Raw genomic sequence first — 22,905 nt, 5'->3', positions numbered from 1 at the left:
AACTGCCTCGCGCAGGGCCGCGATCCCCCACTAGATAGAAATGATTATCATTTCTATACTTCACATCGTAGTCACGAGACGGGACTCGGCGCCAGAGCCCGAGGACCGGCAATGAGAGGCAAAGCGCCATGACCGCGATTCAACAGACCTGGTCCGAGGCCGAATCGGCGCGCTACCGAGCCGCCGGACACTGGCAGGGGGTGACCTTCGGCAGGCGCCTGCGCCAAGGAGCGGCCGACCATGGAGGTCGCGTCGCCCTGGTCGACGGGGACCGGCGGTGGACCTATGCGGAACTGGACACCGATGCCGACCGGGTCGCCCGCGGACTGCGCGGGCTGGGGATCGGCCGGGGTGACCGCGTGGTGGTCCAGCTCCCCAACTGCGCCGAGTTCGTGCTCGTCTGGTTCGGGTTGCAGCGGCTCGGGGCGGTTCCGGTGCACGCCATGCCCGGCCACCGGCGCCGGGAGATCGGTCATCTGGTGCGCGTGGCGGGTGCCGTGGCGTGTGTGGTGCCCGACCGGCATGCCAGGTTCGACCACCGGGAACTGATGCGCGAGGTACGGGCGGAGCAGGGGCCGGACGGCTCGCTGCGGCACGTCGTCGTGGTCGGCGACCCCGGCCCGGACGACGACTTCGTCCCGTTCGAGGCGCTGCGGGTGGACCTGTCGTCCGCGTTCGGCCCCATCGCGAGGCACGCCCTGCCCGCGCCCGGTCCCGGCCCCGACGACGGCAGAGCGGGCCCCGCGGATGTCGCCCTCCTGCTGCTGTCCGGCGGCACCACGGGGCTTCCCAAGCTCATCCCGCGGACGCACGACGACTACGCCTACAACGCGCGCGCCTGTGCCCAGGTCTGCGCGCTCGACGCACGGACCGTGTACCTGGCGGTCCTGCCGATCGGGTTCAACTTCACCTTCGCCTGCCCCGGTGTGCTGGGTACCCTCATGGCCGGAGGAACCGTCGTCGTCGCGCCGGACCCCAGCCCGCAGACGGCGTTCGCCCTCGTCGAGCGGGAGGGTGTGACCCTGACTTCCCTGACCCCGCCGCTCGTTCCCCACTGGATGGACGAGGCCGTGTCCGGTTCCTGGGACCTCGGGAGCCTCGCGGTGGTGCAGGTCGGCGGGGCGCGGCTGCCGGAGGACCACGCCCGCAAGCTCGGACCGGCACTCGGGGTGACCGTGCAACAGGTCTTCGGCATGGCGGAGGGCCTGATCAACCTCACGCGCCTCGACGACCCCGAGGACCTCGTCTGCGCCACCCAGGGCCGGCCCGTCTCGCCGGACGATGAAGTCCTCGTGGTGGACACCGACGGCAGGCCCGTGCCGGACGGTACGGCGGGTGAACTGCTCACTCGGGGCCCGTACACGCTGCGTGGCTACTACCGCGCCGAGGAGTACAACCGCACGGCGTTCACCCCGGACGGCTACTACCGGTCCGGCGACGTGGTACGGCGGCTGCCGACCGGGCACCTCGTGGTGGTGGGACGGATCAAGGACCAGATCAACCGTGGCGGCGAGAAGATCGCCGCGGTCGAGGTGGAGGAGCAGTTGTTGACACATCCGGCGATCACGGCGGCGGCGCTGGTCGGTGTGCCCGACGAGCGCTGGGGTGAGCGGTCCGTCGCCTTCGTCGTCTGCGTGGGCGCGGCTCCCGGCGCGCGGGAGGTCGCCGCCCATCTGCGGGAGCGCGGGCTGGCCGGTCACAAGGCGCCGGACGAGGTCGTCCGGGTCCCCGGCCTTCCGCTCACCGCCGTCGGGAAGGTCGACAAGGCTGCGCTGGCACAGGAGTTGCTCCGGCAGTGAGAGCTCCGGTTCGCAGCTCTAAGGGTCTGCAGAAGAACAACATGTGGGTGAGCGGCCTGTTGAGCTGCGAGGTCAAGTCGCAAAACCAGCAAGTTATTTTCCGGCAGACACTAAGAGCTGCGAACAGAATGGGAGTCATCAGGGTGCGGCGTCTGGTGCGTGCGATCGCAAGGCGCCGGAAGGTCCTCGTAGCGGAGCTACCAGGGCGTTTCGGCAACGCCGCGTGGGGGCACCTCCCGGCCGAAGGCTGGGGGAGTGCGTGCCAGACGCCGCACGCCGGGCGCCCATTCTGTTCGCAGCTCCAAGGCGTGGCGCGGAGGAGCGCCTGCTGAGCGGGGCGCTCCTCCTGTCGGCCGTAAGAAGTCCTTCACCGCCGCTACTCCGGCACGGCGAGGACGGGCCCGTCGGCGTGGGCGAGCAGTTCCCTGGTGACCGGGTGCTCCGGGGCCACCAGCACCCGGTCGACGGGACCGGCCTCGACCACCCGCCCCGCGTCCAGGACGACGACCCGCTCCGCGCGGCGGGCGGCGGCTGCCAGGTCGTGCGTCACCATGACGACCGTCAGTCCCAGCGTCCGCCGCAGCGAGTCCAACAGGTCCAGGACCCCACTTGCCGTCTCCGGGTCCAGCGCCGAGGTGATCTCGTCACAGACCAGGACACGTGGCTCTGCGGCCAACGTCCGTGCCAGTGCGGCGCGTTGGCGCTGGCCGCCCGACAACTCCCCCGGCCGGCGTGTCAGCACATCCTCGCCGAGCCCGACCAGCCCGAGCAGCCGTACGGCTTCGTGAGACGCGTCCCGGACGGACCGGCGCCCCACGCCCCTGAGAGGACGCATGAGCGCGCCGCTCACGGATTCCCGCGGGTTGAGAGCGCCGCGGGCGTCCTGCGCGACGAGCTGCACCGGAGCACCGCGCCCTCGCTCCACACCGTCCTCCCGCCACTCGACACTCCCCCGTGCGGGCCGGTGCAGCCCCGCGAGACACCGGGCGAGGGTGGTCTTCCCTGACCCCGACGGACCCACCACGGCGGTGTGGGAGCCTGCCGGAACGGTGAGACAGACGTCGTACAGCACGGAATCACGCCCGTGGGCGGCGTCCAGCCCGCGCACGGACAGCCCTCCGACGGCGGCGGTGGCGCCCCGCGGATCCCCCGAGCGGGGACCACCAGCCGGGAAAGCCACAGATGGCTGGACGGGCACCGGCGCCTTCGGCGTCCCGGCCGCGACGATCCGGCCTCCTTCCAGGCGGATCACGTCGTCCGCCACGGACGCGATCCACGCCGGGTCGTGGCTGACGAGCACCGCGGCACGGTCCCCGTCGGACAGGGCCTCGGCCAGCAGGCCGCGCATCCCGTCCGCCAGGACCGTGTCCAGACCGCTGGTGGGCTCGTCGAGGACCAGCAGGCTGGGCGTACCCGCCAACGCGAGAGCCAGGGCCACGCGTTGGGCCTGCCCTCCCGACAACTGCCGCGGCAGCCGCCGCCGAAACGCCCGGTCGGCCGGCAGCCGCACGGACAGCAGCAGCTCCTCGACCCGCGCACGAACGTCGTTCGCACGCTTCGCGGCCGAGCGCAGGCGCACCGCCTCGGCGATCTGCGTGCCGATCCGGAGCGCGGGGTTGAGCGACGAGGCGGGGTCCTGCCCCAGGAACGACACCACCCGCCCCCGCAGCCGACGGGCGTCTGCGCGGTCGAACGGATCGAGGCCGGCCACCCGGACGGTTCCGGCACGGATCTCAAGACCGGGACGGACATGTCCGAGCAGGCTGTACGCCAGGCTGCTCTTGCCGGATCCTGACCTGCCCACGACCCCCAGCACCTGCCCGCGCTGCACCGACAGGCAGGTGTCGTGCAGGACGGGCGGGCCGCCGGCCGTCGGGCCGAGCGACAGTCGGCTGATTTCGGCGAGCGGGTCCGCCCCTGGCAGGCGAACGGTCACGTGGCCGCTCATGCGACCCCCCGCCCCACCGTGTCCGCCAGCCGTCCGGCCAGAAGACCGACGCAGACGGACAGCAGGACGAGCAACAGGGCCGGAGCGAGGAACGGCGTGGCGGCCAGTGTCGCCCCGGGGACGTTCTCGCTCACCATGCGCCCCCAGTCGGGCGCCGCTCCGCCCTGCCCGAGGCCGAGGAAGCCCGCGGTGGCGGTGAGGTGCAAGGACGCGACCAGGCGCAGAGCGGTGTCCATCAGGGCCGGGCCGGCGATATTGGGCAGCACGTCGTGGCGCAGTACGGCCCGCCGGGCATCGCCCCGGGCCAGGGCGGCCTCGACGTACCCACTGTTCAAGACCGTGTCCGCCGCGGCACGCAGCACCCGGGTGGAGAAGGGGGCGGTGGCCAGGGCGACGGCTGCCACGAGGGCCGCGTCGCTGCCCGGGAATCCGGCGGCCAGGACGAGGACGACCAGGAGGGCCGGGAGGACGGCGAGGGCGTCCACGCAGCGGACCAGCAGGTCGCCCAGCCGACGGGACACCATGGGCGCCATGACGCCGACGGTCATCCCGACGGCTCCGGCCGCCGCCGTCCCCGCCAGCGCGGTGAGCACGATGGTCCTGCCGCCGCTGAGCACCCGGCTCGCCACGTCCCTGCCCAGCACGTCGGTGCCGAGGAGGAAGTGCCCGTCCGGCTGCTGGAAGGGCGCGGCGAGCTGCGCAGTGGGGCTGTGCGGCGCGACCAGCGGTCCCAGCACGGCGAGCAGGAGTACGAGCAGTGTGCCCGCGCCGGTGAGCAGCGGCAGCCGGCGTCGCCCGGGTGTGCCGGGACGGGCCGTGCGGGCCCGCCTCCGCGGTGGTGTCAGGACCGTCGTCATCGGCCGTGCCCCTCCCGTGCGCCCAGCAGACGCGCGCAGATGTCACCCAGCAGCAGCACGGCGAGCATCACCGCGACGAGGACCGTGGTGATGCCCTGCACCATCGGTACGTCCCGTGCGGCAACGGCCAGTTGCAGCTCCCGGCCGATGCCCGGGTAGTCGAAGACGTTCTCCACCACCACCGCCGAGCCGACCAGCGCTCCGGTGGTGAGGGTGAGCGCCTGTACGGCCGGTCCGGCGGCGTTGGGCAGGATGTGACGCACCGCGAGCCGCACCCCGCGTGCACCGTTGAGCCGCGCCGCTTCGCAGTACGGTGTGGCCGCCGCGTCCGCGACGGAGACCCGCAGCAGCCTGGCGGCTACCGCGAGACCGACCGCGCTGAGCGTCAGCACGGGCAGGATCAGCGCGCGCGGGACGTCGAGTGGCGTCCCTCCCAGCGGGATGACGCAGACGCGCGGGAGGACGTCCAGCCATACCGCCAGTACCGCGACGAGTAGCGCGGCGATGACGAACTCGGGTACGGCGGCCAGGATCTGGGCGGACGTCGAGACCAGGCGGTCGGCGGCGCCCCCGCGCAGTCCGGTCCACAGGCCGAGCAGCGCGGCGAGCGGCGCGGTGACCGCGAGCGTAAGTCCGGCGAGGAGCAGGCTGTTGGGCAAACGGGTGGCGAGAACGTCGGTGACCGGCCGCTCCCCCACGAAGCCACGGCCCAGGTCCCCCCGGACCGCGTCGGCCGCCCAGTCCGCGTACCTCTCGGCCGCGGGCCGGTCCAGCCCGAGTTCGGCACGGACGTCAGCGCGTTGCGCATCGGAGGCGTCCACGCCGGCGACTGCGCTGACGGCGTCTCCCGGGAGGACGGCCGTGGCCGCGAAGACCGCGGACGACAGCAGCACCAGCAGGACGACGGTTCCCGCGAGGCGACGGACGGCGAACGCGAGCAGGTTCACGCCAGCGACGCCTGGGAGAAGCCGGGGAACTGTTCGAAGAGGTCGTCCCGTATCCCGTCGACCCCCGTGGCCTGAGCGTTCAGGTTCGGCTTGAAGACCGGCAGCACCTGGTTGCCCTCCTCCCAACGCGTGCGCTGCGCCCGCGTGCCCAGCTTCCTCGCCCGTGCCCGGTCGCTCTCGGCTCGGGCCTTCGCGACGAGGGCGTCGGTCTCGGCCTCCTTCCAGCCGAACGCCGACGGCGATCCACCCGCCGTGCTCATCTGGTAGGTCGACAGCGCGGGGATGGGCATCTGGTACGACCCGGCCAGCGGCAGCGCCGCGTACGCGGGGAAGTCGGCGTAGAGCTGTCCCGCGGGCAGTTCGCGGACCGACGCACGCACACCGACCTTCTTCAGGTCCTCGACGAAGAGGGAGGCCATCTCCACCATGCCCGGCGTCTCGGGGCCGGTGGTCAGCCGGACCTTCATCCCGTCGGCGTCGGCTTCCTTGAGGAGCTCGCGGGCCCGCTCCGGGTCGTGGGCGCGCTGAGGGAGGCTCTCGGCATAGTCGGGAAAGCCCATGGAGGGCAGGTCGTTGCCGACCTCGGCGTTGCCGTAGAACACCGTCTTCACCATGGCCTCCCGGTCGACCGCCAGCTTGAACGCCTCCCTCACCCGCGGGTCGTCGAAGGGCTTGACGCTCATGTTCATCTGGAAGGAGAGGCCGACCAGGTAAGGGCCCTTGGTCGGGACGAGTTCGACCTTCGCGTTGTCCGCGAGGGTGCGTGCGGTGACGGGTGAGAGGTCGTGGGCGAAGTCGATCTGACCACTCGTCAGCGCTCCGGCCCTGGCGGTCGAGTCCGCGATCGATCGCAGTTCCAGGCCGTCGAGGTGGGGCACGTGACCGTAGTGGTCGTCGTAGCGCTCGAACGCCGATCCCTGACCGGCCGTGAACTCGGTCAGCCGGAAGGGCCCGCAACTGGGCATGGCCTTGCGGAAGCTCCTGGTTCCGTCCTTGACGACGAGGAAGTTGCCCTGACAGAGGATCATGCGGCCGTCGGCGATGGGCCGCAGGGTGGGCAGTACGACCTTCAGGGCGCCGTCGGCCTTGGCGCGCGCGAGGTCGAAGTTCGCGGCGGCCAGCCGGTACACGGGCAGCGTGCTCTTGGCCGCGAGGGCGCTGAGCGAGTGCAGGATGTCGGCGGAGGTCAGCTCGGAGCCGTCGGTGAAGCGGACGCCGGGTCGCACATGCAGCGTGTAGGTCGACAGGTCGTCGGAGATGTCGATGCCCTTGATCACGCCGTAGCGCACCCCGTCGGGCCCGCTGGGGTCCAGGTTGCCCAGGGTGCCGTGCCAGGCCCGGGCGCGCACGAGATCCAGCGCGGAAGGGCCGTTGAAGAAGTCGAGCGTCTCGGAGGCGCCGCCTCCGACGAAGGCGGCCCGTAGCGTGCCGCCCGAGCGGGGCGAGGAACCTGATCCCGACTTCCGGTCGGAGCCGGGCTCGTCGGTGGAGCACGCTGACAGCAGGCCGGGTCCCACAGCCAGAGCCGCGGCTCCCGCCGCGCCCCGGCGGAGGAAGGCACGGCGATCGATCTGTCTGGACATGCTTCTCCTTGACGTTCTGCTGAGCTGAACCCGGGCGCCGGGAAGCTCCGCGGGGTGCGAGATGAGGTCGACACCAGGGCAGGCGGCCGGTGGTCGACGAGCGTGCGCGCAGAAGGAGCCGCACCGGCTTACCGCAATTGAGCGGCTGCTGGGCTACCGCAGGAGAAGAGCACCGGATGGGCACGCCCACACGGCCTCGTGCACAGCGTCCGACTGGGACACCGGCGGCCTCTCGTCAAGGATGAGTACGAGCCCTTCCTCCTCGTCCTGATCGAAGACGGCCGGCGCGGCGAGCACACACTGTCCCGCCCCCACGCACCGATCCCGCTCCGCGCTGATCTTCCGGATACCGGACGCCCGGCCTGCCGAGGTCATGCGGCCCCTCCCCTGCTGCGACAGCCAGACAGTATCGATAATGACTTCCATATTCAATAACCCGGGGCACCTCTCCGCCCTCTTCACCGCTGCCGACCCGACCCCCCGGACAGGAGCGGGGCAGGCGATCGGCGGCGCCTGGTCGCGGAAGCTGCGCGGCGGCACGCACGTCGAACCCGGCTCACAGGTTCGGGGGATGACGTCCCGGCGGGTGGTGCAGCCGATCAGGCCGCCTGAATCCGCAGGTCGGGGAGGCGGCTCCGCCGGACCGGCTTAGAGCTGCGAACAGAATGGGCGCCCGGCGCGCGACGCCTGGCACGCACTCCCCCAGCCTTCGGCCGGGAGGTGCCCCCACGCGGCGTTGCCGAAACGCCCTAGTAGCTCCGCTACGAGGACCTTCCGGCGCCTTGCGATCGCACGCACCAGACGCCGCACGCTGATCGGACTCCCATTCTGTTCGCAGCTCTTACACCACGACGTGGGACACGACCGGTAGGGGATGGCCAGTTCAATCGTGCCGACCCTCGTGCCCCACTCGCGCGGGCGGTAGCCGTTGCGGTGGTTGACGCGTTCGTCGCCGACCTACCCGCACTCGGCGTTGCAGAGGGCGTCGGCCTTCGCGGACATGAGTGCGTCGGCGAAGGTCTTGACCATCGCGCGCAGCAGATCGGGGCTCGCCGCGGCGAGGTTGTCCTCGGCGAGGGCGTGCAGGGGCACACTGTCAGGCGCGGTCATCGTGCTGATCTCCTTCGAGGCATCGACACTTCGAAGATCAGCCGGTGGCCGTTCATCTATGCAGGCACCATCCCGACGCCGGAGCAAACCCCCGGATCAGGTCGAACCCGTACACCATTCCCCTGGACGCAACCCATCACATCAGCCACACGTGTCTTCGGCAGATATGCCGACATCGTCGGGGACCACCTACGACGTCGGCGTACTCGTGTCGATCAGCAACTGGTCGCGTGCGGCAGCGAACAGTTGCCGCTGGGCCGCCAGCTTCTTGGGCGTGGCAGCGGTGTCGAAGAGCAGCTGGTAGACATGGCTTGCCTTGCCCGCGACGAACAGCTCGACACGCTTGCGGGGTTCGGCCTGGCCGGCCCAGCGGTAGTCGATCTCCAGCCAGAGAGCGTCCTTGCCGCTCTGCCTAGTCGGGCGGGTGACGACCTTGAGGTCGGCCATCGAGGACTTGGCCGTGTCGCGGTACCAGGCGAGCTGTCCGGCAGAGGCGGCCTCGGGCGTCGATCCGTACGAGGAGTCCCGCTTGACGCTCATATCATGGTCCTTGTCCGGGGAGCGCCAGTTGCTCTGGAGATCGCTGTCGACCACCTGAGTCCAGCCGTCCGGAACGGCGAAGGTGACGCTGAGGCCGGGTGCGCTGACACGGCGCCAGCCACTTGGCAACGCGGGCGGAGGAGACGCCTGCGGACCGGCCGGCGTGGTCGATGCGGATGGGGCCGGCGCTTCGGAAACGGCCGATGTCGCAGGGGCACCGGCACCGTTGGCGAGGGGCCGGTTGGGTGATGAACCACCTACGAGCGGTACTCCGAACACCGCTAACAGAAGCCCGACAACGGCGGTGACCGCCGAGACCAACGCGGCAATCTCCCCCACACTCATCCGCCGCCCCGAAGGCGTACCGTCACCCGCGCTGCTCACTTGGCTCCCCCGTCCCCTGTACCGCCTGCGCCATGCGACATTCAACTGGAGGTGTCGGCGGTCATGCAATTACGTGATCGTCGACAGGAGGCCATCACGACAGACCGACGAAGCCTGACCGGGGCGTCTCGCGAAAATCTCGCTCATGATGCCGTCGGTGAGGAACGGTTCCTCGGCCCGGGTACCGGCCAGGAGCCACTGCCGGCATGCCGTGCGGCGCGGTGGACAGGCCGCCGGAACACGGATGTTGGCGGCCATGCGCAGAGATCGGTTGCGCGCCGGACGACATGGGCTCGGCTTTCGGCAAGCCGTAACAGGGGATGTGCGGCGCATGGAAACACGCCTCGATCCTCGCCGGGCGTTGGACGTGCCTCGAACCGACCCCATACGTTCACACCATGGGTGATGTCCCTCGTCGATACCTGATCATGCTCGATGCGCTGGCCGCGCTGGGGTTCGTCCTACTCCCCCAGGTGTCGGTACTGCGGCCGGTCACCGGCGGCGAGGTGAGCGGTACCGCCGTGTGGCTGCTGTCCCTGAGCAGCGCGCTGCCGCTGGTCGTACGGAGGCTGTGGCCCGTCCCGGTCTTCGGGTTTGTGCTGACCGCCGCCTGCTTGGCGCTGGCCGCCGGGGTCGGACCGAGCCCGTTTCTCGCCACCGCGTACGCCCTGTACCTGGTGGCCACGACCAGGAGGCGGCAACCAAGGCTGTCCGCGGTTCTCATCGCCGGGCTGTGCGCGGCAGGTGTGACCCTGATGACAGTGTCGGGTGGACAGGGTTACCAGGGCGGCAGCAAGGCAGTGCAGATGGTGTTCGCCCTGCTCGTCCTCGGTGCCACCTGGGCGACGGGGGCCGCCGTCCGGGAACGGCGGGAGGGCCTGCGACGCGCCATCGAGCACGCGGCCGAGCAGGCGAAGACCGAGGAACGCCTGCGCATCGCCCGCGACATCCACGACGTCGTCACGCACAGCGTGGGCCTGATCGCGATCAAGGCGGGAGTCGCCAACCACGTGATCGCCACCCGCCCGGAGGAGGCGAGGGAGGCCCTGGCGGTGATCGAGGACGTCAGCCGTCGGGCACTGCGCGACATGCGGGCCACCCTCAAGGTGCTGCGCCGGGAGCAGGACGGCGGCGCCGACGACCTGGGGCCGGTCCCTGGACTGGCGGACCTGCCGGCCCTGGTGCGTACGACCGAGGCGGCCGGAGTCCGCGTCGACCTGCGGGCCCGGTACGCGGAAGAGCCCCCGGACGGTGTCGCACTGTCCGCGTTCCGGATCGTCCAGGAGGCGCTGACCAACGTCGTCAAGCACGCCGCGCCCACCCGCTGCCGGGTGCATCTCACTGCGGAGCAGGGAACGTTGTCGATCGGCGTCACCGACGAAGGCCCTGGCCCGGGGCACCGGCCGACCGTGCCCGACGGCGGCATGGGCCTGGTCGGGATGAAGGAGCGGGTCGCCGCGCACGGGGGCGCCTTCAGCGCCGGGCCGCGGTCGGGCGGTGGTTTCCAGGTCCTGGCGACACTGCCGTACTGAGCCGGAACTCATTCGCAAGTATGGGTTCGGCCTCTCGAAGAGCGTCCGGGAATCCCGTCCCCGGACCGATGCGGCCGACGGGCGTGCCCGACGACACTCCTGATGTGATCGACGTCCAAGACCTGACGAAGCGGTACGGGCAGAACACTGTCGTGGCCGGCCTCACCTTCACGGTGCGGTCAGGAGCCATCACCGGATTCCTGGGCCCCAACGGGGCCGGCAAGTCCACGACGATGCGGATGCTGCTCGGCCTCACCCGCCCGGGCGCCGGATCCGCCCGCATCAACGGTCACACCTATCACGAGCTGAAGTACCCCGCCCGGCAGATCGGTGCCCTGCTGGAGACGGCGGTCCCGCACCGCAGCATGACCGCCGCCGCCCATCTGCGCTGGCTCGCGCAGAGCAACCGGATCGCCCGGCAACGGGTCGCGGAGGTCCTGGAGACGGTCGGTCTCACCGGAGCGGCCCGGCAGCGGATCGGCACGTTCTCCCTCGGCATGGGACAGCGGCTCGGCCTGGCCTCGGCCCTGCTCGGCGACCCGCCCGTCCTGGTACTCGACGAACCGGTCAACGGCCTGGACGCGGAGGGCATCCGGTGGCTGCGCCGGCTGTTGCGCTCGATGGCAGCCGAGGGCCGGACCGTCCTCGTCTCCAGCCACCTGATGACCGAGATGTCCATGGTCGCGGACCACCTGATCGTCATCAGCCGCGGACAGATGCTGGCGGAGACCAGCATGTCGGACTTCATCCGGGACCATGGACGGACGTACGTACGCGTGCGAACCCCCGGATCCGTCCGCCTGCACCAGGAACTGGAGCGCAAGGGAGCCTCGCTGCGCCGCGCACAGGACGGCAGCCTGGAGGTCGAAGGCATGACACCGGCCGAGATCAATCGGCTGGCCGCAACCCATGGTCTCCCGCTCGAAGAGTTGAGCACCCACACCGGATCGCTTGAGGACGCCTTCCTCAAGCTCATCGGCAACGGAGGAAGCACCACCCATGTCTGAGACGGCCGCGGCCATACGGGCAGAGTTCACCAAACTGCGAGGCATCCGCGGCACGTTCGTCGCCCTGCTGCTGTTCGCTCCCGCCAGCCTTTTCATCGCCGCCCTGGGCGGCTGGTCCGCGAGGGGCGCGATCGAATCCGACAGCCCCGGACTCCGCTCCGACTTCACCCCCGAGCAGGCAGGGCTGGACGGCATCCTCCACGGCCAGCTCGCGCTGATCGTGTTCGCCGTGCTCATCGTCTCCAGCGAGTACTCGTCGGGCATGATGCGGGTCTCGCTGCTCGCCGTGCCCCGGCGGGGCCGACTCTACGCGGCGAAGATGGCCGTCACCGCTGTCGCCGCCGCGGCCGTCGCGATCCCCGTCACCATCGTCAGCTACCTGCTCACGCAGTTCGCCCTGGGCCCCCACGGCGCCGCTGTCGATGCGAGCGGTGTCCCCCGGGCCCTCGCCGGCGCCGTGGTCTATCTGACGCTGATGAGCCTGTTCTCGGCAGGGGTGGCCGCGACGGCCCGCAGCGCCGTCGTCCCGCTTGCCGTCCTGCTGCCGATGGTGCTCGCCGGATCCCAGATCCTGTCCGTCATCGGAGCGACGAAGGAGATGGTGCGGTACTTTCCCGACCGGGCCGGCATGCGGATGCTCACGGTCGACTCGAACCACCCCTTCACCGGATTCGCTGTGCTTCTCATATGGACCGTTGCGGCGCTGGCACTCGGCTGTCTGCGCCACCGACGTTGGGACGCATGACCGGACGGGCTTGAGGCACATGCCCCGAGCCCGCGGGATATGTGCCCCGTGGGCTCCCCAGACAGGTCATGGACCGAACAGAGCGGCTCTTGTCTGCACCTTCGTCTTCAACAAGCCTAAAAGCAGAGGGAGTTGACTGCTAGAATTGCGGAATTCGACGGGTGGCGGGTGACGGGCAGTTTGCGGGGAATGAGGGATGACCGAGGCGGTCCGGGTGTTGATCGCGGACGATCAGGCGTTGTTGCGCGGAAGCTTCCGCGTCCTCATCGATGCGACACCAGGGATGGAAACCGTCGGCGAGGCCGGTGACGGCGCCCGGGCGGTGGAACTCGCCCGGGAACTCAGACCGGACGTCGTCCTGATGGATCTGCGCATGCCCGTCATGGACGGCGTGACCGCCACGCGGGAAATCTGCTCTGACAAGACCATGACTGGCGTACGAGTACTGGCGCTGACGATGTTCGACATGGACGAGTATGTCTACCCGGCCCTCCAGGCGGGCGCGAGCGGATTCATGCTGAAGGATGCTACGCCCTCGGATCTGGTCGCCGGTATCCGCGTCATCGCCACCGGAGAGGGCGTCCTGGCGCCGACGGTCATACGCCGCCTCATCGAGAACTTCTCCCGCGGCAACGAAACGCCACGGCCGACCCCGCGGCTCGTCGGCCTCACCAAGCGCGAACAAGAGGTACTCGTGCTGATCGCGAACGGACTGTCGAACGCCGAGATCGCCCAACGCCTGGTGATCAGCCTGCCCACCGTGAAAACCCATGTGAGCAGCCTCCTGTCCAAGCTGAATGCCCGCGACCGTGCCCAACTGGTCATCATCGCCTACGAAAGCGGCCTTGCCGAGCCGGGTATGCCGGCCTGATGCCGTCCACCGGGCCGCAAGGGGGCGCGGCTGCGCGACCTCGGGGAACGATGCCGGTGCCCTGCTGCGGACGAGTGCTGGTACACGGCCACGACCATCCGTCCAGACGGCCGAGGTGGCATTACGGCCCCGCGAGGGGGAGCCCATGGGCACGCCGGTGGGCACGCCCGCAGACCGAACGCTGCGGGCGGGAGACGATTCGCAGGGTGAGTCACCTTTCTTCGCGGCCGAGCCTATGAGGTTGCCGGCGTAGTCGCGGCCGGCCGATACCTGGGTGAGCAAGCGTGCTCATGGGCCAAACACCACACCTTCCCGAGGCAGCTTCCCCTGTGCAGTCCGAAGCTGCCAGGAACCCCTGCGGCAAGTTGGATCCGGATGCGCGTCCCGCGCGCAGTCGGCGGCCGTTCGATCCGGGCGTGAGTGCTCAGCTGGCCGGGCCGCCGACCAGGACCGACCAGCCGCCGTCGACCCGCAGGGTCGAGCCGGTGGCCACGCGGAGTGCGGGGTCGGCGGCCAGTGCCACCGCGGCGGCGACATCTTCGGGCTCAAGCACCCGGCCCAGCACGGACTCGCGGGCGAGGACAGCGCCGCGCTCGCCGGACAGAACTGGGTCGGTGGCCGGCGTCCGGACCGCCCCGGGCGCGACGACGAGCACGCTGACGCCGTCGCGCGCGCTCTCCGCAGCGACGTGGCGGGCGAAGGTGGCCAGCGCGGATTTCGCTGTGCCATGCGCGAGCCGGCCTTCGCCGACGTAGTCCGCAGCGGTGCTGCCGATGTAGATGATCCGACCCGCGCCCTGCGCCCGCATGGGCGCGAGAACGCGCTTGGTGATGTGGAAGGCACCGGCAAGCTCGCCGGTGACCTTGGCCTCGAAGGCCGCCCACGACAGGTAGGCCAGTGCAGCGAACGGCGGCGGAACGGTATTGGCATTGACGACGACTGTGTCGATCCGCCCGTGGGCAGCGAGGATCCCGGTCACCAACTCATCGACGGCGGACGGGTCGGTGACGTCGGCCCCGGCGCTCGACGCGCTGCCGCCGGCGGCCTCGATGTCACGCACGATTCCGGCCGCGTCGGCGGCACCGGTGCGGTAGTTGACGATCACATGGTGTCCGCGTGTTCCCAGTTGCCGCGCGATGGCCGCCCCCAGGCCACGGGCGGCGCCGGTGATGAGTGTGGTCGATGGCACTCTTCCTCCTCGGTCGTGAGCAGGTCGCTAACCTAGGGAAAGTGCAGGTGCGGCGGAAGGCGCTCACCTCGTGGTGCGGTGCTCACCCGGCGGTGAGCGCGCTGTCCAGGAGCCCGGGAGAGGTGTGATGGGTGACGTGTTTCACAAGGACTGCCCGGCGCGCGTGGTGCTGGGGCACCTCGCCGGCCGGTGGACGATCCTGGTCCTCACGGCACTGCTGGCCGAACCGCTCCGCTATCACGAGCTACGCACGGTGGTCGCGGGAATCAGCGACAAGAGCCTCGCGGCCACGCTCCGATCACTCCAGCACGACGGCCTGGTGCACCGCCAGGTCGGCACGGGACAACCGCCATCGGTGACGTACTCGGTCACCAGACTGGGCCGCGGCGCGGCGACGGCGCTGGACCCGCTGCTGCAATGGATCCGCGCCAACGCGGCGGAGATCACGGCACGCCACGAGAAGTGACCGAGCCGTCGAACGCCACCGAGACGAACCCGCCGGGGCAGCCGACGAGGCCCGGAGTGCGCCGGAACTTCCAGGCCCAGGCCATCCACCCGGCTTTCGGGAACTGCCCCCACGCGTGCAGCCGGCCCCGCAGTTCCCGGCCGTCGGACAGGGTCACCCGGAGTCGGGGCGGCTGGGCGGACGGCATGACGCGACGGTCCCTCCGATGTCACAGCGGCAGGGTGCGCTCCCGCCCGGTTCGTTGTGCCCGGCCCAGCCGCCGCCGTCCACCACCTGCTCGACGGCCTGCCCCTTCCCCCACGCCATCAGCACGTGCTCGGACCCGCCGACGTCCCGGGCCGGCCGACGACGACACTCCGCTCGCCAGGACCCCGCTCACGTCCCGGTGAGGGCGGCTCGCAGTTCGTCGGTCACCGCGTCCAGGCAGCTGCCGAAACTCGCATGTCCCTTGGCCTCGATCCAGCGCCGGAAGGCGTTGTTGCAGGCCACCGTGGCGAGCTGTGCGACCAGTTCGGCCGTCCCGGCGTTCACCTGACGCTGCATCAGGGCATCGCGGATCGCCTCGGTGATCGCGGCCGTCTTGGTCCGTTCGCGCTCCTGCAACTCCGGGCTGGCATCGATCACCGCCCGGCGCTCCGCCGCGCCGTCCAGCTGCTCGACGAGCTGGGCACCGACTCGCGCCAGCGCGTCGAGGACGCCAGTGAGCGGAGCCGCATCCGGGTCTGCCGTCAGGACCGCCTCCGCCAGTGCCGGGGGCAGGCGCTCCGAACCGGCGAACAGGACCTCGCGCTTGTCCGGGAAGTAACGGAAGTAGGAGCGCCGGGTGAGTCCGGCCCGCTCGGCGATATGAGTCACCGTCACGTTGTCGTAGCCGCGCTCCAGGTACAGCCCCAGAGCCGCCCGCTTCAGGCGCTGCTCGGCACCCGGATCCCACCTCGCCACAGGTCGACTGTAACAGGTGATGTCCCACTGTGTCGTCAGTGCTAGCCTGCGCTCACGACACACTGTGTCATCACTGGGGACGCCCGTCCCCGGCGTGACCCGGAGCAGGCGGGGTGACGTTCGCATGACCGAGACCAGCAGGACCGGCGGGACGACAGGCGAGAGCAGGACGAACAACGAGATATGGATAGTCGGGGCGACCGGCCGTGTGGGCCGGGGCGTGACCGCGCGACTGGCCGCGCGGGGGCTGACGGTCGTGCCGGTCGGGCGCAGCCGGGAGCGGATGGTCGCCGCCGGGGCCGAAGCCGGTCTGCCCGGGGACGCAAAGGTCGTCGTCGCCGACTCGGCCGAGCGGATCGCGGACGAGATCGTCCGGGAGCGCCCGCGGGTGGTGGTGAACACGATGGGCGCCTTCGCCGCCACGGCACCGGTGATCGCCCGTGCCTGCATGCCCGGCGGCCACTACGTCGACCAGGCCAACGACGTGGTCGCCGTGGAAGGGCTGCTCGCCCTGCACGACGAAGCGGTGCGAGCGGGCAGCACCCGCCGGGATTGCGCTTGTCCGTGCTGGCGCGGACGAGCCCGATGAGGGCCAAGTCGCCCACCTCCCGTTCGTAAAGCGTCCTGTCAGGGCAAAGCGAACGCCAGCAGACGGTGAACGGGAAAATGTACGGCCGAAACGGGCAGTTGGGGATCCGGGTGCCCTCGTCGTTCCTGTTCGACAGACGGCCGTTGGACGAACGCACGGCCGCCTGCGCCGATCCACTCCGCGGTGCTCTATCGCCGTCTTCCGGTCGTCACTCGGAGGCTGACCCTCCTCGCGGGCCGACCCTGACGCCAGAGCACCGCGGCTGATGCTGCCTTCAGCCTTCCGATGGCCAGTCGCTACGGGCCGTTCCGATCCTCCTCACCGGGCCTTTTCGGTTGCTCGGGCGAAATCAGTTGGCGGGCTTGCCGAACCAGCGGGAGAGGTGGTCGTCCAGGTCCTGCTGATCGTCGCCGATCCAGGCGACGTGGCCGTCGGGGCGTAGCAGGACGCACGGAACCTCCAGTGCCGCAGTGGGGTCCGCGAGGTAATCGACCCGGTCTGACCAGCCGCCGACGGTCAGGCGTTCGGTGCGGTCCAGCAGCAGGCCGCGGCCGCGATGCAGCAGACCGTAGAGGTGGCCCTGTTTCACATCGATGTCGGGCAGGCGGCGGCCGAGCAGGTCGGGGCCTGCGCCGAAGTCGTAGCGGATGCCGATCGCGGTGATTTTCTCGATCAGATAGCGGTTCACCTCGTCGAAGTCCATCAGTTCGGTGAGCAACCTGCGCACGGCCTGCGGGCCCGGTTCGGTGGAGTGCAGTTCCATCTGGGCGCGGGTGTTGTCCAGCACGTCCTCGGCGACCGGATGGCGTTCGGCCTGGTAGGTGTCCAGCAGTGTTTTTGGCGCCCAGCCGCGGATCTGTGCGGCCAGTTTCCAGCCGAGGTTGAATGCGTCCTGAACGCCCAGGTTGAGGCCCTGTCCGCCGGTGGGTGGATGGATGTGTGCCGCATCACCGGCGAGCAGCACCCGCCCGACCCGATAACGTTCGGCCAGCCGGGTGGCATCCCCGAAGCGGGACAACCAGCGCGGGGAGTGCACGCCGAAATCCGTTCCGGCGACGGCGCGCAGCTGTTGTTTGAAATCTTCGAGGGTGGGCGGTTCCGTGCGATCGCTGACTCCCGCGGCGGGTACTACGACGCTGTATGCCCCTTTGCCGAAGGGCCTGAGCCAGAATCGCTTATCGGTCTTGCCGATTTCGGTCACCTTGGCGGCGATCTCCTCCTGCGGCACCCCCACTTCCATCTCGCCCATCAGCGTCTCGGTCCGCGAGGGCTCGCCGGGGAAGCCGACGCCGAGCAGTTTGCGCACCGTACTGCGCCCGCCGTCACAGCCGACGAGATAGCGCGAACGCAGTTGTTCGCCGTCGGCCAGCTCGACGGTCACACCCTCGTCGTGCTGCTCGACATCGGCCACCGTGCAACCGCGCCGGACCTGCGCACCCAGTTGGGTCGCATGTTCTTCGAGCAGGCGAACGATGACCGGCTGCGGGATGCCCAGCAGATAGGCGTGCGCGGAATCAAGGCCCTGGGGCGCGGGTTTGTTGATGGCGGCGAAGAATCCGCCGGCCGGACGCTGTCTTCCGTGTTCGCGAATGCGATCCAGGAGTCCGCGCATTGCCATCAGCTCGAGACTGCGAATATGCAGACCGACGATGCGGACGAACGACACGGGCTCGGTTTCCTTCTCCAGAACGAGTACCCGCACATCGTGCAGGCGCAGTTCGGCGGCCAGCATCGCGCCAGTCGGCCCACACCCGGCAATGATCACGTCGAACATGAGGGGCGCGCGATCGGCGCCGGAGGCCGACGACCGGAGTCCGGGGACATCGCCCACGGTGAAGTCGCGCTCGACCGGATCATTCGAGGACGGCTCGGCGGTGAACTGCGGAGAGTTCATAGGTGTTGCCTTTCGGGAGTGCCTTGTCGTGGAGGCGCTCCCGGCGACACCTACGTCAATCGCCCGGCCGCGACGGGAAGGGGGAGCACCCACGTCGATACTGCGTTCATGGGTCTCACCTCCTCGGGCGGTGTCACGGTCCACTGCAAGCTACAAGCCCGCGCATCACCCCGTCCAATCCTTTTCCCTGCCACGTGATCACGACTCCCAACGGGCCTGTGCGGTTGCAGGGCGAATCCGGCGTGGCGGCCCGGCTGGTCCCGGTCACGGTCGACGGTCCTAGTCTGATCGACTTCGGTATCGCCAGGGCGACGGTCGCTGACACGTTGGCGGTGTCCTTTGCAGCCGGCTGGTGGACCTTGCTGGTCGTAGCCGCACACAGTATGAGACAGCCGACGTGTTGGGACGGCTGTGAGTTTCTCGTTGTTGCCAGTCTCGTCTGCCGCGGGTCGTTCGCCCTGCCCGTTCGAATCCATCGGTGCCCTGCCACACCGTTGCACCGCGTGCGGGACATGTGGGTGACGCTCGGTCAGGTGCTTCGAGTAGCGCCGTCCACATAGTGCCGTCCACCCGTTCGAAATCTCCCGGACAAGGTTCCGGCTTCACGAAAGGGCCGGTTCGCCTGGCTGTGGAGCAACAGCCGGTTGGCTACGTTGAGTTCCCAGGGGCGCCCCTGTCCGGTGAAGAACTCTCGAAGCTGAGGAGCAACTGCCTTGACCGACCTCGTATTGCTCGCGGGCGGACCGGTGACGATGACCCACCACGTCACCGGCACCTACTTCATGTGCAACGACTGGCATGACGGTGTCGGCAACCACACCCAGACCTGGGCGCAGGATCCATTCGCCAAGGACAACAACTCGCACCGGTGGTTCCTGCGGCAGAATGCCGACGGCACCGTGCGTATCGAGTCGTACACCAACCACCGTTGTCTGACCGCAGGGGCCAACCCGCCGGACACCGTGACCCTTCAGGAACGCACGGACAGCCTCAACCAGCACTGGCGGCTGGTCTCCCACGCAGAGGGAGGCAATGACTTCTACATGGTCTCGGTCGTGCACCCGCGCTACGCCCTGGCCATCGCCGACCATCTCCAGGGCAACGACCGGTTGGTGGGTCTGACCCGTATGTGGGGCGGACCCAACCTCTCCCAGCTGTGGCGGATCTACCCCTCGTCCGAGGACCAGAGCTGACTTTGGACGAGCCATTGCCACAGGTGGCGATAGTCGTACCCGTCGTCACCGTGCAGCTTGCCGGGTTTGCGGCGGCGCGGCTCGCGTCATGAGCGGATCGGCGGCGAGCGCATCGAGCACTGCGTCGCCGTTCGCCCGCGCCCACTCGGTGAGCATGTGGATCGGATCGATCAGTGTCGCCCCGAGCTGGGTGAGCTCGTACTCGACACGGGGCGGCACCTCGGCGTAGGCGTGGCGGCTGACGAGTCCGTGCGCCTCAAGCCGTCGGAGCGTCTGGGTGAGCATCTTGCGGGAGATGCCGCCGATCAGCTCGATCAGCTCGCCATGGCGCACCGGGCCCTTGCTGAGGCCGTAGAGCACGACCACCGTCCACTTGTCGGCGATCAGCTCGACCGCCAGACGCGCCGGACAGTCGGCGAGAAAGGTGTCACCGGGACCAAAACCGCTCATGGCGCCAAAGGTACCTGCTGGTTCCTATCGGATGCATAGCCTGGGTTCTCTCCCCCCTTCAAAGCCAGGAGAGTCATGCGAGTCATCACCCAGCAGGCGCTCGGCGGCCCCGAGGTGCTCACCATCGTGGACGCGCCCGAGCCCCAGCCCCTCCCGACCGAGGTTCTCGTCCGCGTCAAGGCGATCGGGCTGAACCCGCTGGAGGCGCGCCTGCGCGCCGGTGAGTTCCCGCTGATCGGCCGGCCGCCGTTCATCCTCGGCTGGGACATCAGCGGCGTGGTCGAGGAGGCGCCGCAGACATGGCGGTTCAGGCCCGGTGACGAGGTGTTCGGAATGCCGCTGTTCCCGCGGGCGGCGAGCGCGTACGCCGAGGTCGTGTCGGCACCGGCGTTGCACCTGGCACGCAAGCCGGCGTCGCTCTCGCACGTCGAGGCGTCGGCGCTGCCGGTCGTCGGGCTGACGGCGTGGCAGGGCCTCGTCGACCTCGGCGGCGTGACCGAGGGCGACCGCGTCCTGGTCCACGGCGGCGGTGGCGGGGTCGGCCACGTCGCGATCCAGATCGCGAAAGCGCTCGGCGCGCACGTGATCGCCACCGCCAGCGGGAGCAAGCGGAAGTTTGTCGAGGGGTTCGGCGCCGACGAGGTGATCGACTACAAGGCGGTCGACTTCACCGAGGCGGTCCGCGACATCGACGTCGTGCTCGACACGATCGGCGGCGACACCGTCGAGCGGTCGCTCGAAGTGCTCCGCCCAGGCGGTCACCTGGTGACGGCGGTCGCCGAGGAGAATTCGGAGCTCGCCGCCAAGTACGAGGCGGCCGGCATGCGCTTCAGCGGCATCGCGGTCGACCCCGATCCGGTCGCCCTGCGGTGTCTCGTCGAACTCGTCGAACAGGGCAGGCTCCGGGTCCATGTGCAGGAGACGTTCCCGTTCGAGCGCATCGCCGAGGCACACCGGCTGCTCGACGCCGGCCACCTCCAGGGCAAGCTCGTCCTCACCATCTGATCCCGTCGTGGGGCCTCGCGTGAACGAGGCCCCACGTGAGGTTCGTCTTCGGGGACTGGGCCGAGGGCCGGCCTGACACTGTCGTCATGACGAACAACATTGACGTCGCCCGCTCTGACCGGCGCGTTCTTGCCGGTCGACAGCGGCGCCTGAAAGGGAGAGCCTGAGCGAGCCGTGGCTGCACCGCGCCGTACCTCAAGGGTTGCGGGGACCGGAGCGACGGCTGACGCGCCGCTTCCGGTCCCCCGGGGCAAGGGAGTTCAGCGCATGAGTGCGTCGCGTAGCCTGATGCCGTAGTTGACGCGGAGTCGGCGCAGTTCCCAGAGGGCGACGGCGGTCACCGAGACCGGGGCTCCGAGCATGACCAGGGCCCGAACCGGTCCGGGCAGCGTCTCGTAGGCGCCGGTGAACAGGTCGACCAGCGCCATCTCCCACACGAGCACCAGCGCCGCCAGCGGCGGCACCGTCTCGTGGATGTCCGCGGCACGGAAGACGTGGACGAGAGACATCCCGAAGCCGTAGATGACGAACGGAAGCACCCACACGAACGTGAGGATGGTGACAACCGAAGTCACCACCGTCATCACGGGGTTCGTGGCGAACCGTCCGCCGGCGAACCCGGTGAGCACGGACGCCGGGAACACGGCCACTCCGGCGATGATCGCCACGATCGCGCCGAACGGCCTGGCCGAGCGCCGCAACAGCTCCCGCCGGGCGGGCGGACGGGCCGCGGCGATCAGTCCGGCCACGATCACCGGGAAGGTCACCGACAGCACGAGAACGTTGATCCAGCCCTGGTTGAGGCGGTCGTCGGCGATGTCCCCGGCGGACTGGGCGAGTTTGTAGGAGAACATCACCCATGCGACGGCGGCCAGACCGACGACCGTGCGGATCTTCTGGATGCGGGCGACGAGTTCGTCGTCGACCCTGCCCGGCCGCGACGGCAGGAAGACCTTACGGCCGACCGCGATGGGCCCAACGGTGCGCCACAGCCTGCGGATCGGTCCCACGCGACGCACCGGCTGCGGCATGGGATACGGATATCCGTAGTGGGGCGGATAACCGTGGTGGGGTGGATAACCGCCCTGCGGCGGCATGTTGTAGGGAGCGCCCTGTGGCGGCATGTTGTAGGGAGGGGGCGGCCCCTGAGGGGCAGGGGGCACATTGTGACCGTACGGGTCGTGGGGCTGCGGACCCTGCGGATTCCAGGCGTTCAAGAGTCTCTACTCCCCCGATTGGCGACTGAAGTTACGGACGCGCCGCGCAGTGTATCGGTTGCACATGCGCACTCTGTTCCTACCCACGGACACGTTCCGGCAGGCCATGTCCGGCACCGGCGCTCGGTACTCGGTCGGTCAGCGGGCGAAGTAGAAGCGGATGGCCGTGACGTTGCGGGCCGGTGTGGTGGCGCACCAGGTCCGCGACGTGGTGCGCCAGCAGTAGCCTGCGACCGTCCGGCTGGTCCTGGTCGGGCGGCGGGCGGCGGGCGGCCCGCGAGCGGATCGGTCAGTCGGCCCCCGTCACTCACCTTGCACACGATCCGCTTGTCCTCGCCCCGGAGTCGGTGCCGGTCTCGATGATCGTGCCGTTGAAGGCGAGCCGGTCGCAGCCGGGCATGGGACACACCAAGCGCCAAGATCGCCCGACGGTACCCCCGCATGTTCGCGCACTGGCGCCTGACCACCGATGCGGTGGCGGCCTGATGATCAGGACGACAAGAGCCGTGTAATGGGCCACTGTTACGTACGGTTCTGTGAGAGCGTGCGACACGATGGCGCACGATTACGAGTGAAATGCACCGCAATGTGGATCGGAGAGGTAATGCCGATGGTGTAGTTCCGGACCAGTGTCCGA

General features: G+C 69.7%; 21 protein-coding genes and 1 pseudogene. 9 read left to right on the top strand and 13 right to left on the bottom strand.

All coding sequences use genetic code 11. The features are described 5' to 3' along the window. The first annotated feature begins 128 nt into the window (after window positions 1-128). Window positions 129-1,799, top strand: a complete 1,671-nt coding sequence (locus ACWEKM_RS33690) for a (2,3-dihydroxybenzoyl)adenylate synthase (RefSeq protein WP_451625059.1) — start codon at window positions 129-131, stop codon at window positions 1,797-1,799. A gap of 376 nt (window positions 1,800-2,175) precedes the next feature. On the opposite strand, the gene ACWEKM_RS33685 is transcribed toward ACWEKM_RS33690, so the two are convergent. The 7 genes and pseudogenes from ACWEKM_RS33685 to ACWEKM_RS33655 form a co-directional block, all read right to left on the bottom strand. Further along, the gene (locus tag ACWEKM_RS33685; protein ID WP_451625058.1) at window positions 2,176-3,747 is read right to left on the bottom strand and encodes an ABC transporter ATP-binding protein; all 1,572 of its coding nucleotides are present in this window, start codon (window positions 3,745-3,747) and stop codon (window positions 2,176-2,178) included. Continuing rightward, window positions 3,744-4,604, bottom strand: coding sequence for an ABC transporter permease subunit (locus tag ACWEKM_RS33680; RefSeq protein ID WP_451625057.1), 861 nt, complete (start codon window positions 4,602-4,604; stop codon window positions 3,744-3,746). The genes ACWEKM_RS33685 and ACWEKM_RS33680 overlap by 4 nt, the downstream gene beginning before the upstream one ends. Beyond that, on the bottom strand, window positions 4,601-5,551 hold the full coding sequence (locus ACWEKM_RS33675) for an ABC transporter permease (RefSeq protein WP_451625056.1): 951 nt from the start codon (window positions 5,549-5,551) through the stop codon (window positions 4,601-4,603). Before ACWEKM_RS33675 ends, ACWEKM_RS33680 begins: the two co-directional genes overlap by 4 nt. Further along, window positions 5,548-7,134 (bottom strand): ABC transporter substrate-binding protein, encoded by a 1,587-nt coding sequence (locus ACWEKM_RS33670; protein WP_451625055.1) that lies wholly within the window; start codon window positions 7,132-7,134, stop codon window positions 5,548-5,550. The genes ACWEKM_RS33675 and ACWEKM_RS33670 overlap by 4 nt, the downstream gene beginning before the upstream one ends. Before the next feature lie 153 nt (window positions 7,135-7,287). Next, on the bottom strand, window positions 7,288-7,509 hold the full coding sequence (locus ACWEKM_RS33665; RefSeq protein ID WP_451625054.1) for a ferredoxin: 222 nt from the start codon (window positions 7,507-7,509) through the stop codon (window positions 7,288-7,290). Between the two features lie 495 nt (window positions 7,510-8,004). Then, window positions 8,005-8,244: pseudogene (locus ACWEKM_RS33660) on the bottom strand (transposase); the annotation flags it as partial. Between the two features lie 189 nt (window positions 8,245-8,433). Beyond that, complete coding sequence (locus ACWEKM_RS33655) at window positions 8,434-8,784, bottom strand: hypothetical protein (protein ID WP_451625053.1); 351 nt, start codon at window positions 8,782-8,784, stop codon at window positions 8,434-8,436. Between the two features lie 782 nt (window positions 8,785-9,566). On the opposite strand from ACWEKM_RS33655, the gene ACWEKM_RS33650 reads away from it, so the two are divergent. The 4 genes from ACWEKM_RS33650 (at window position 9,567) to ACWEKM_RS33635 (ending at window position 13,323) form a co-directional block, all read left to right on the top strand. Beyond that, window positions 9,567-10,700 (top strand): sensor histidine kinase, encoded by a 1,134-nt coding sequence (locus ACWEKM_RS33650; RefSeq protein ID WP_451625052.1) that lies wholly within the window; start codon window positions 9,567-9,569, stop codon window positions 10,698-10,700. 104 nt (window positions 10,701-10,804) lie between these two features. Then, window positions 10,805-11,707 (top strand): ABC transporter ATP-binding protein, encoded by a 903-nt coding sequence (locus ACWEKM_RS33645; protein WP_451625051.1) that lies wholly within the window; start codon window positions 10,805-10,807, stop codon window positions 11,705-11,707. Beyond that, window positions 11,700-12,452, top strand: a complete 753-nt coding sequence (locus ACWEKM_RS33640) for an ABC transporter permease (protein ID WP_451625050.1) — start codon at window positions 11,700-11,702, stop codon at window positions 12,450-12,452. Before ACWEKM_RS33645 ends, ACWEKM_RS33640 begins: the two co-directional genes overlap by 8 nt. 196 nt (window positions 12,453-12,648) lie before the next feature. Next, window positions 12,649-13,323 (top strand): response regulator, encoded by a 675-nt coding sequence (locus ACWEKM_RS33635; protein WP_451625049.1) that lies wholly within the window; start codon window positions 12,649-12,651, stop codon window positions 13,321-13,323. 424 nt (window positions 13,324-13,747) lie between these two features. Here the strand turns inward: ACWEKM_RS33635 and ACWEKM_RS33630 are convergent, their stop codons facing one another. Next, window positions 13,748-14,512: an SDR family oxidoreductase gene (locus ACWEKM_RS33630; protein ID WP_451625048.1), complete on the bottom strand. Its 765-nt coding sequence runs from the start codon at window positions 14,510-14,512 to the stop codon at window positions 13,748-13,750. Between the two features lie 127 nt (window positions 14,513-14,639). Here ACWEKM_RS33630 and ACWEKM_RS33625 point away from each other — a divergent pair, with 127 nt between their 5' ends. After that, on the top strand, window positions 14,640-14,978 hold the full coding sequence (locus tag ACWEKM_RS33625) for a winged helix-turn-helix transcriptional regulator (RefSeq protein ID WP_451625047.1): 339 nt from the start codon (window positions 14,640-14,642) through the stop codon (window positions 14,976-14,978). Here ACWEKM_RS33625 and ACWEKM_RS33620 read toward each other — a convergent pair. Together ACWEKM_RS33620 and ACWEKM_RS33615 are read right to left on the bottom strand one after the other, a co-directional pair. After that, window positions 14,956-15,165 carry a hypothetical protein gene (locus ACWEKM_RS33620; protein ID WP_451625046.1) on the bottom strand — a complete coding sequence of 70 codons (210 nt, stop codon included), beginning with the start codon at window positions 15,163-15,165 and terminating at the stop codon, window positions 14,956-14,958. The genes ACWEKM_RS33625 and ACWEKM_RS33620 overlap by 23 nt on opposite strands. A gap of 188 nt (window positions 15,166-15,353) precedes the next feature. Then, complete coding sequence (locus tag ACWEKM_RS33615; protein ID WP_451625045.1) at window positions 15,354-15,920, bottom strand: TetR/AcrR family transcriptional regulator; 567 nt, start codon at window positions 15,918-15,920, stop codon at window positions 15,354-15,356. Window positions 15,921-16,044: 124 nt separating this feature from the next. Here ACWEKM_RS33615 and ACWEKM_RS33610 point away from each other — a divergent pair, with 124 nt between their 5' ends. Beyond that, window positions 16,045-16,509: a saccharopine dehydrogenase NADP-binding domain-containing protein gene (locus tag ACWEKM_RS33610; protein WP_451625044.1), complete on the top strand. Its 465-nt coding sequence runs from the start codon at window positions 16,045-16,047 to the stop codon at window positions 16,507-16,509. Between the two features lie 349 nt (window positions 16,510-16,858). Here ACWEKM_RS33610 and rox read toward each other — a convergent pair whose 3' ends face one another. After that, window positions 16,859-18,403, bottom strand: coding sequence for a rifampin monooxygenase (gene rox, locus ACWEKM_RS33605; protein WP_451625043.1), 1,545 nt, complete (start codon window positions 18,401-18,403; stop codon window positions 16,859-16,861). A gap of 713 nt (window positions 18,404-19,116) precedes the next feature. Between rox and ACWEKM_RS33600 the strand changes: the two genes are divergently transcribed. Continuing rightward, window positions 19,117-19,596: an RICIN domain-containing protein gene (locus tag ACWEKM_RS33600; RefSeq protein WP_451625042.1), complete on the top strand. Its 480-nt coding sequence runs from the start codon at window positions 19,117-19,119 to the stop codon at window positions 19,594-19,596. Window positions 19,597-19,641: 45 nt separating this feature from the next. Here the strand turns inward: ACWEKM_RS33600 and ACWEKM_RS33595 are convergent, their stop codons facing one another. Next, on the bottom strand, window positions 19,642-20,046 hold the full coding sequence (locus ACWEKM_RS33595) for a winged helix-turn-helix transcriptional regulator (protein ID WP_451625041.1): 405 nt from the start codon (window positions 20,044-20,046) through the stop codon (window positions 19,642-19,644). 75 nt (window positions 20,047-20,121) lie between these two features. On the opposite strand from ACWEKM_RS33595, the gene ACWEKM_RS33590 reads away from it, so the two are divergent. After that, a complete protein-coding gene (locus ACWEKM_RS33590; protein ID WP_451625040.1) occupies window positions 20,122-21,051 on the top strand; it encodes an NADP-dependent oxidoreductase in 930 nt (309 codons plus the stop codon). 260 nt (window positions 21,052-21,311) lie between these two features. Here ACWEKM_RS33590 and ACWEKM_RS33585 read toward each other — a convergent pair whose 3' ends face one another. Continuing rightward, window positions 21,312-22,214, bottom strand: a complete 903-nt coding sequence (locus tag ACWEKM_RS33585; RefSeq protein WP_451625039.1) for a hypothetical protein — start codon at window positions 22,212-22,214, stop codon at window positions 21,312-21,314. Window positions 22,215-22,905: the final 691 nt, after the last annotated feature.

The sequence above is a fragment of the Streptomyces sp. NPDC004752 genome (genome assembly GCF_053601275.1).
The sequence above is the reverse complement of the archived record's forward strand: the minus strand, read 5'-3'. Positions and strand labels throughout refer to the sequence as shown.

What these genes read in the sequence shown, in the direction of transcription:
- ACWEKM_RS33670 (WP_451625055.1), bottom strand. Translation starts at nt 7,134, where the DNA reads ATGTCCAGACAGATCGATCGCCGTGCCTTCCTCCGCCGGGGCGCGGCG.
- ACWEKM_RS33625 (WP_451625047.1), top strand. Translation starts at nt 14,640, where the DNA reads ATGGGTGACGTGTTTCACAAGGACTGCCCGGCGCGCGTGGTGCTGGGG.
- ACWEKM_RS33685 (WP_451625058.1), bottom strand. Translation starts at nt 3,747, where the DNA reads ATGAGCGGCCACGTGACCGTTCGCCTGCCAGGGGCGGACCCGCTCGCC.
- ACWEKM_RS33635 (WP_451625049.1), top strand. Translation starts at nt 12,649, where the DNA reads ATGACCGAGGCGGTCCGGGTGTTGATCGCGGACGATCAGGCGTTGTTG.
- ACWEKM_RS33595 (WP_451625041.1), bottom strand. Translation starts at nt 20,046, where the DNA reads ATGAGCGGTTTTGGTCCCGGTGACACCTTTCTCGCCGACTGTCCGGCG.
- ACWEKM_RS33640 (WP_451625050.1), top strand. Translation starts at nt 11,700, where the DNA reads ATGTCTGAGACGGCCGCGGCCATACGGGCAGAGTTCACCAAACTGCGA.
- ACWEKM_RS33680 (WP_451625057.1), bottom strand. Translation starts at nt 4,604, where the DNA reads ATGACGACGGTCCTGACACCACCGCGGAGGCGGGCCCGCACGGCCCGT.
- ACWEKM_RS33650 (WP_451625052.1), top strand. Translation starts at nt 9,567, where the DNA reads ATGGGTGATGTCCCTCGTCGATACCTGATCATGCTCGATGCGCTGGCC.
- ACWEKM_RS33665 (WP_451625054.1), bottom strand. Translation starts at nt 7,509, where the DNA reads ATGACCTCGGCAGGCCGGGCGTCCGGTATCCGGAAGATCAGCGCGGAG.
- ACWEKM_RS33655 (WP_451625053.1), bottom strand. Translation starts at nt 8,784, where the DNA reads ATGAGCGTCAAGCGGGACTCCTCGTACGGATCGACGCCCGAGGCCGCC.
- ACWEKM_RS33610 (WP_451625044.1), top strand. Translation starts at nt 16,045, where the DNA reads ATGACCGAGACCAGCAGGACCGGCGGGACGACAGGCGAGAGCAGGACG.
- ACWEKM_RS33690 (WP_451625059.1), top strand. Translation starts at nt 129, where the DNA reads ATGACCGCGATTCAACAGACCTGGTCCGAGGCCGAATCGGCGCGCTAC.
- ACWEKM_RS33590 (WP_451625040.1), top strand. Translation starts at nt 20,122, where the DNA reads ATGCGAGTCATCACCCAGCAGGCGCTCGGCGGCCCCGAGGTGCTCACC.
- ACWEKM_RS33620 (WP_451625046.1), bottom strand. Translation starts at nt 15,165, where the DNA reads ATGCCGTCCGCCCAGCCGCCCCGACTCCGGGTGACCCTGTCCGACGGC.
- rox (WP_451625043.1), bottom strand. Translation starts at nt 18,403, where the DNA reads ATGAACTCTCCGCAGTTCACCGCCGAGCCGTCCTCGAATGATCCGGTC.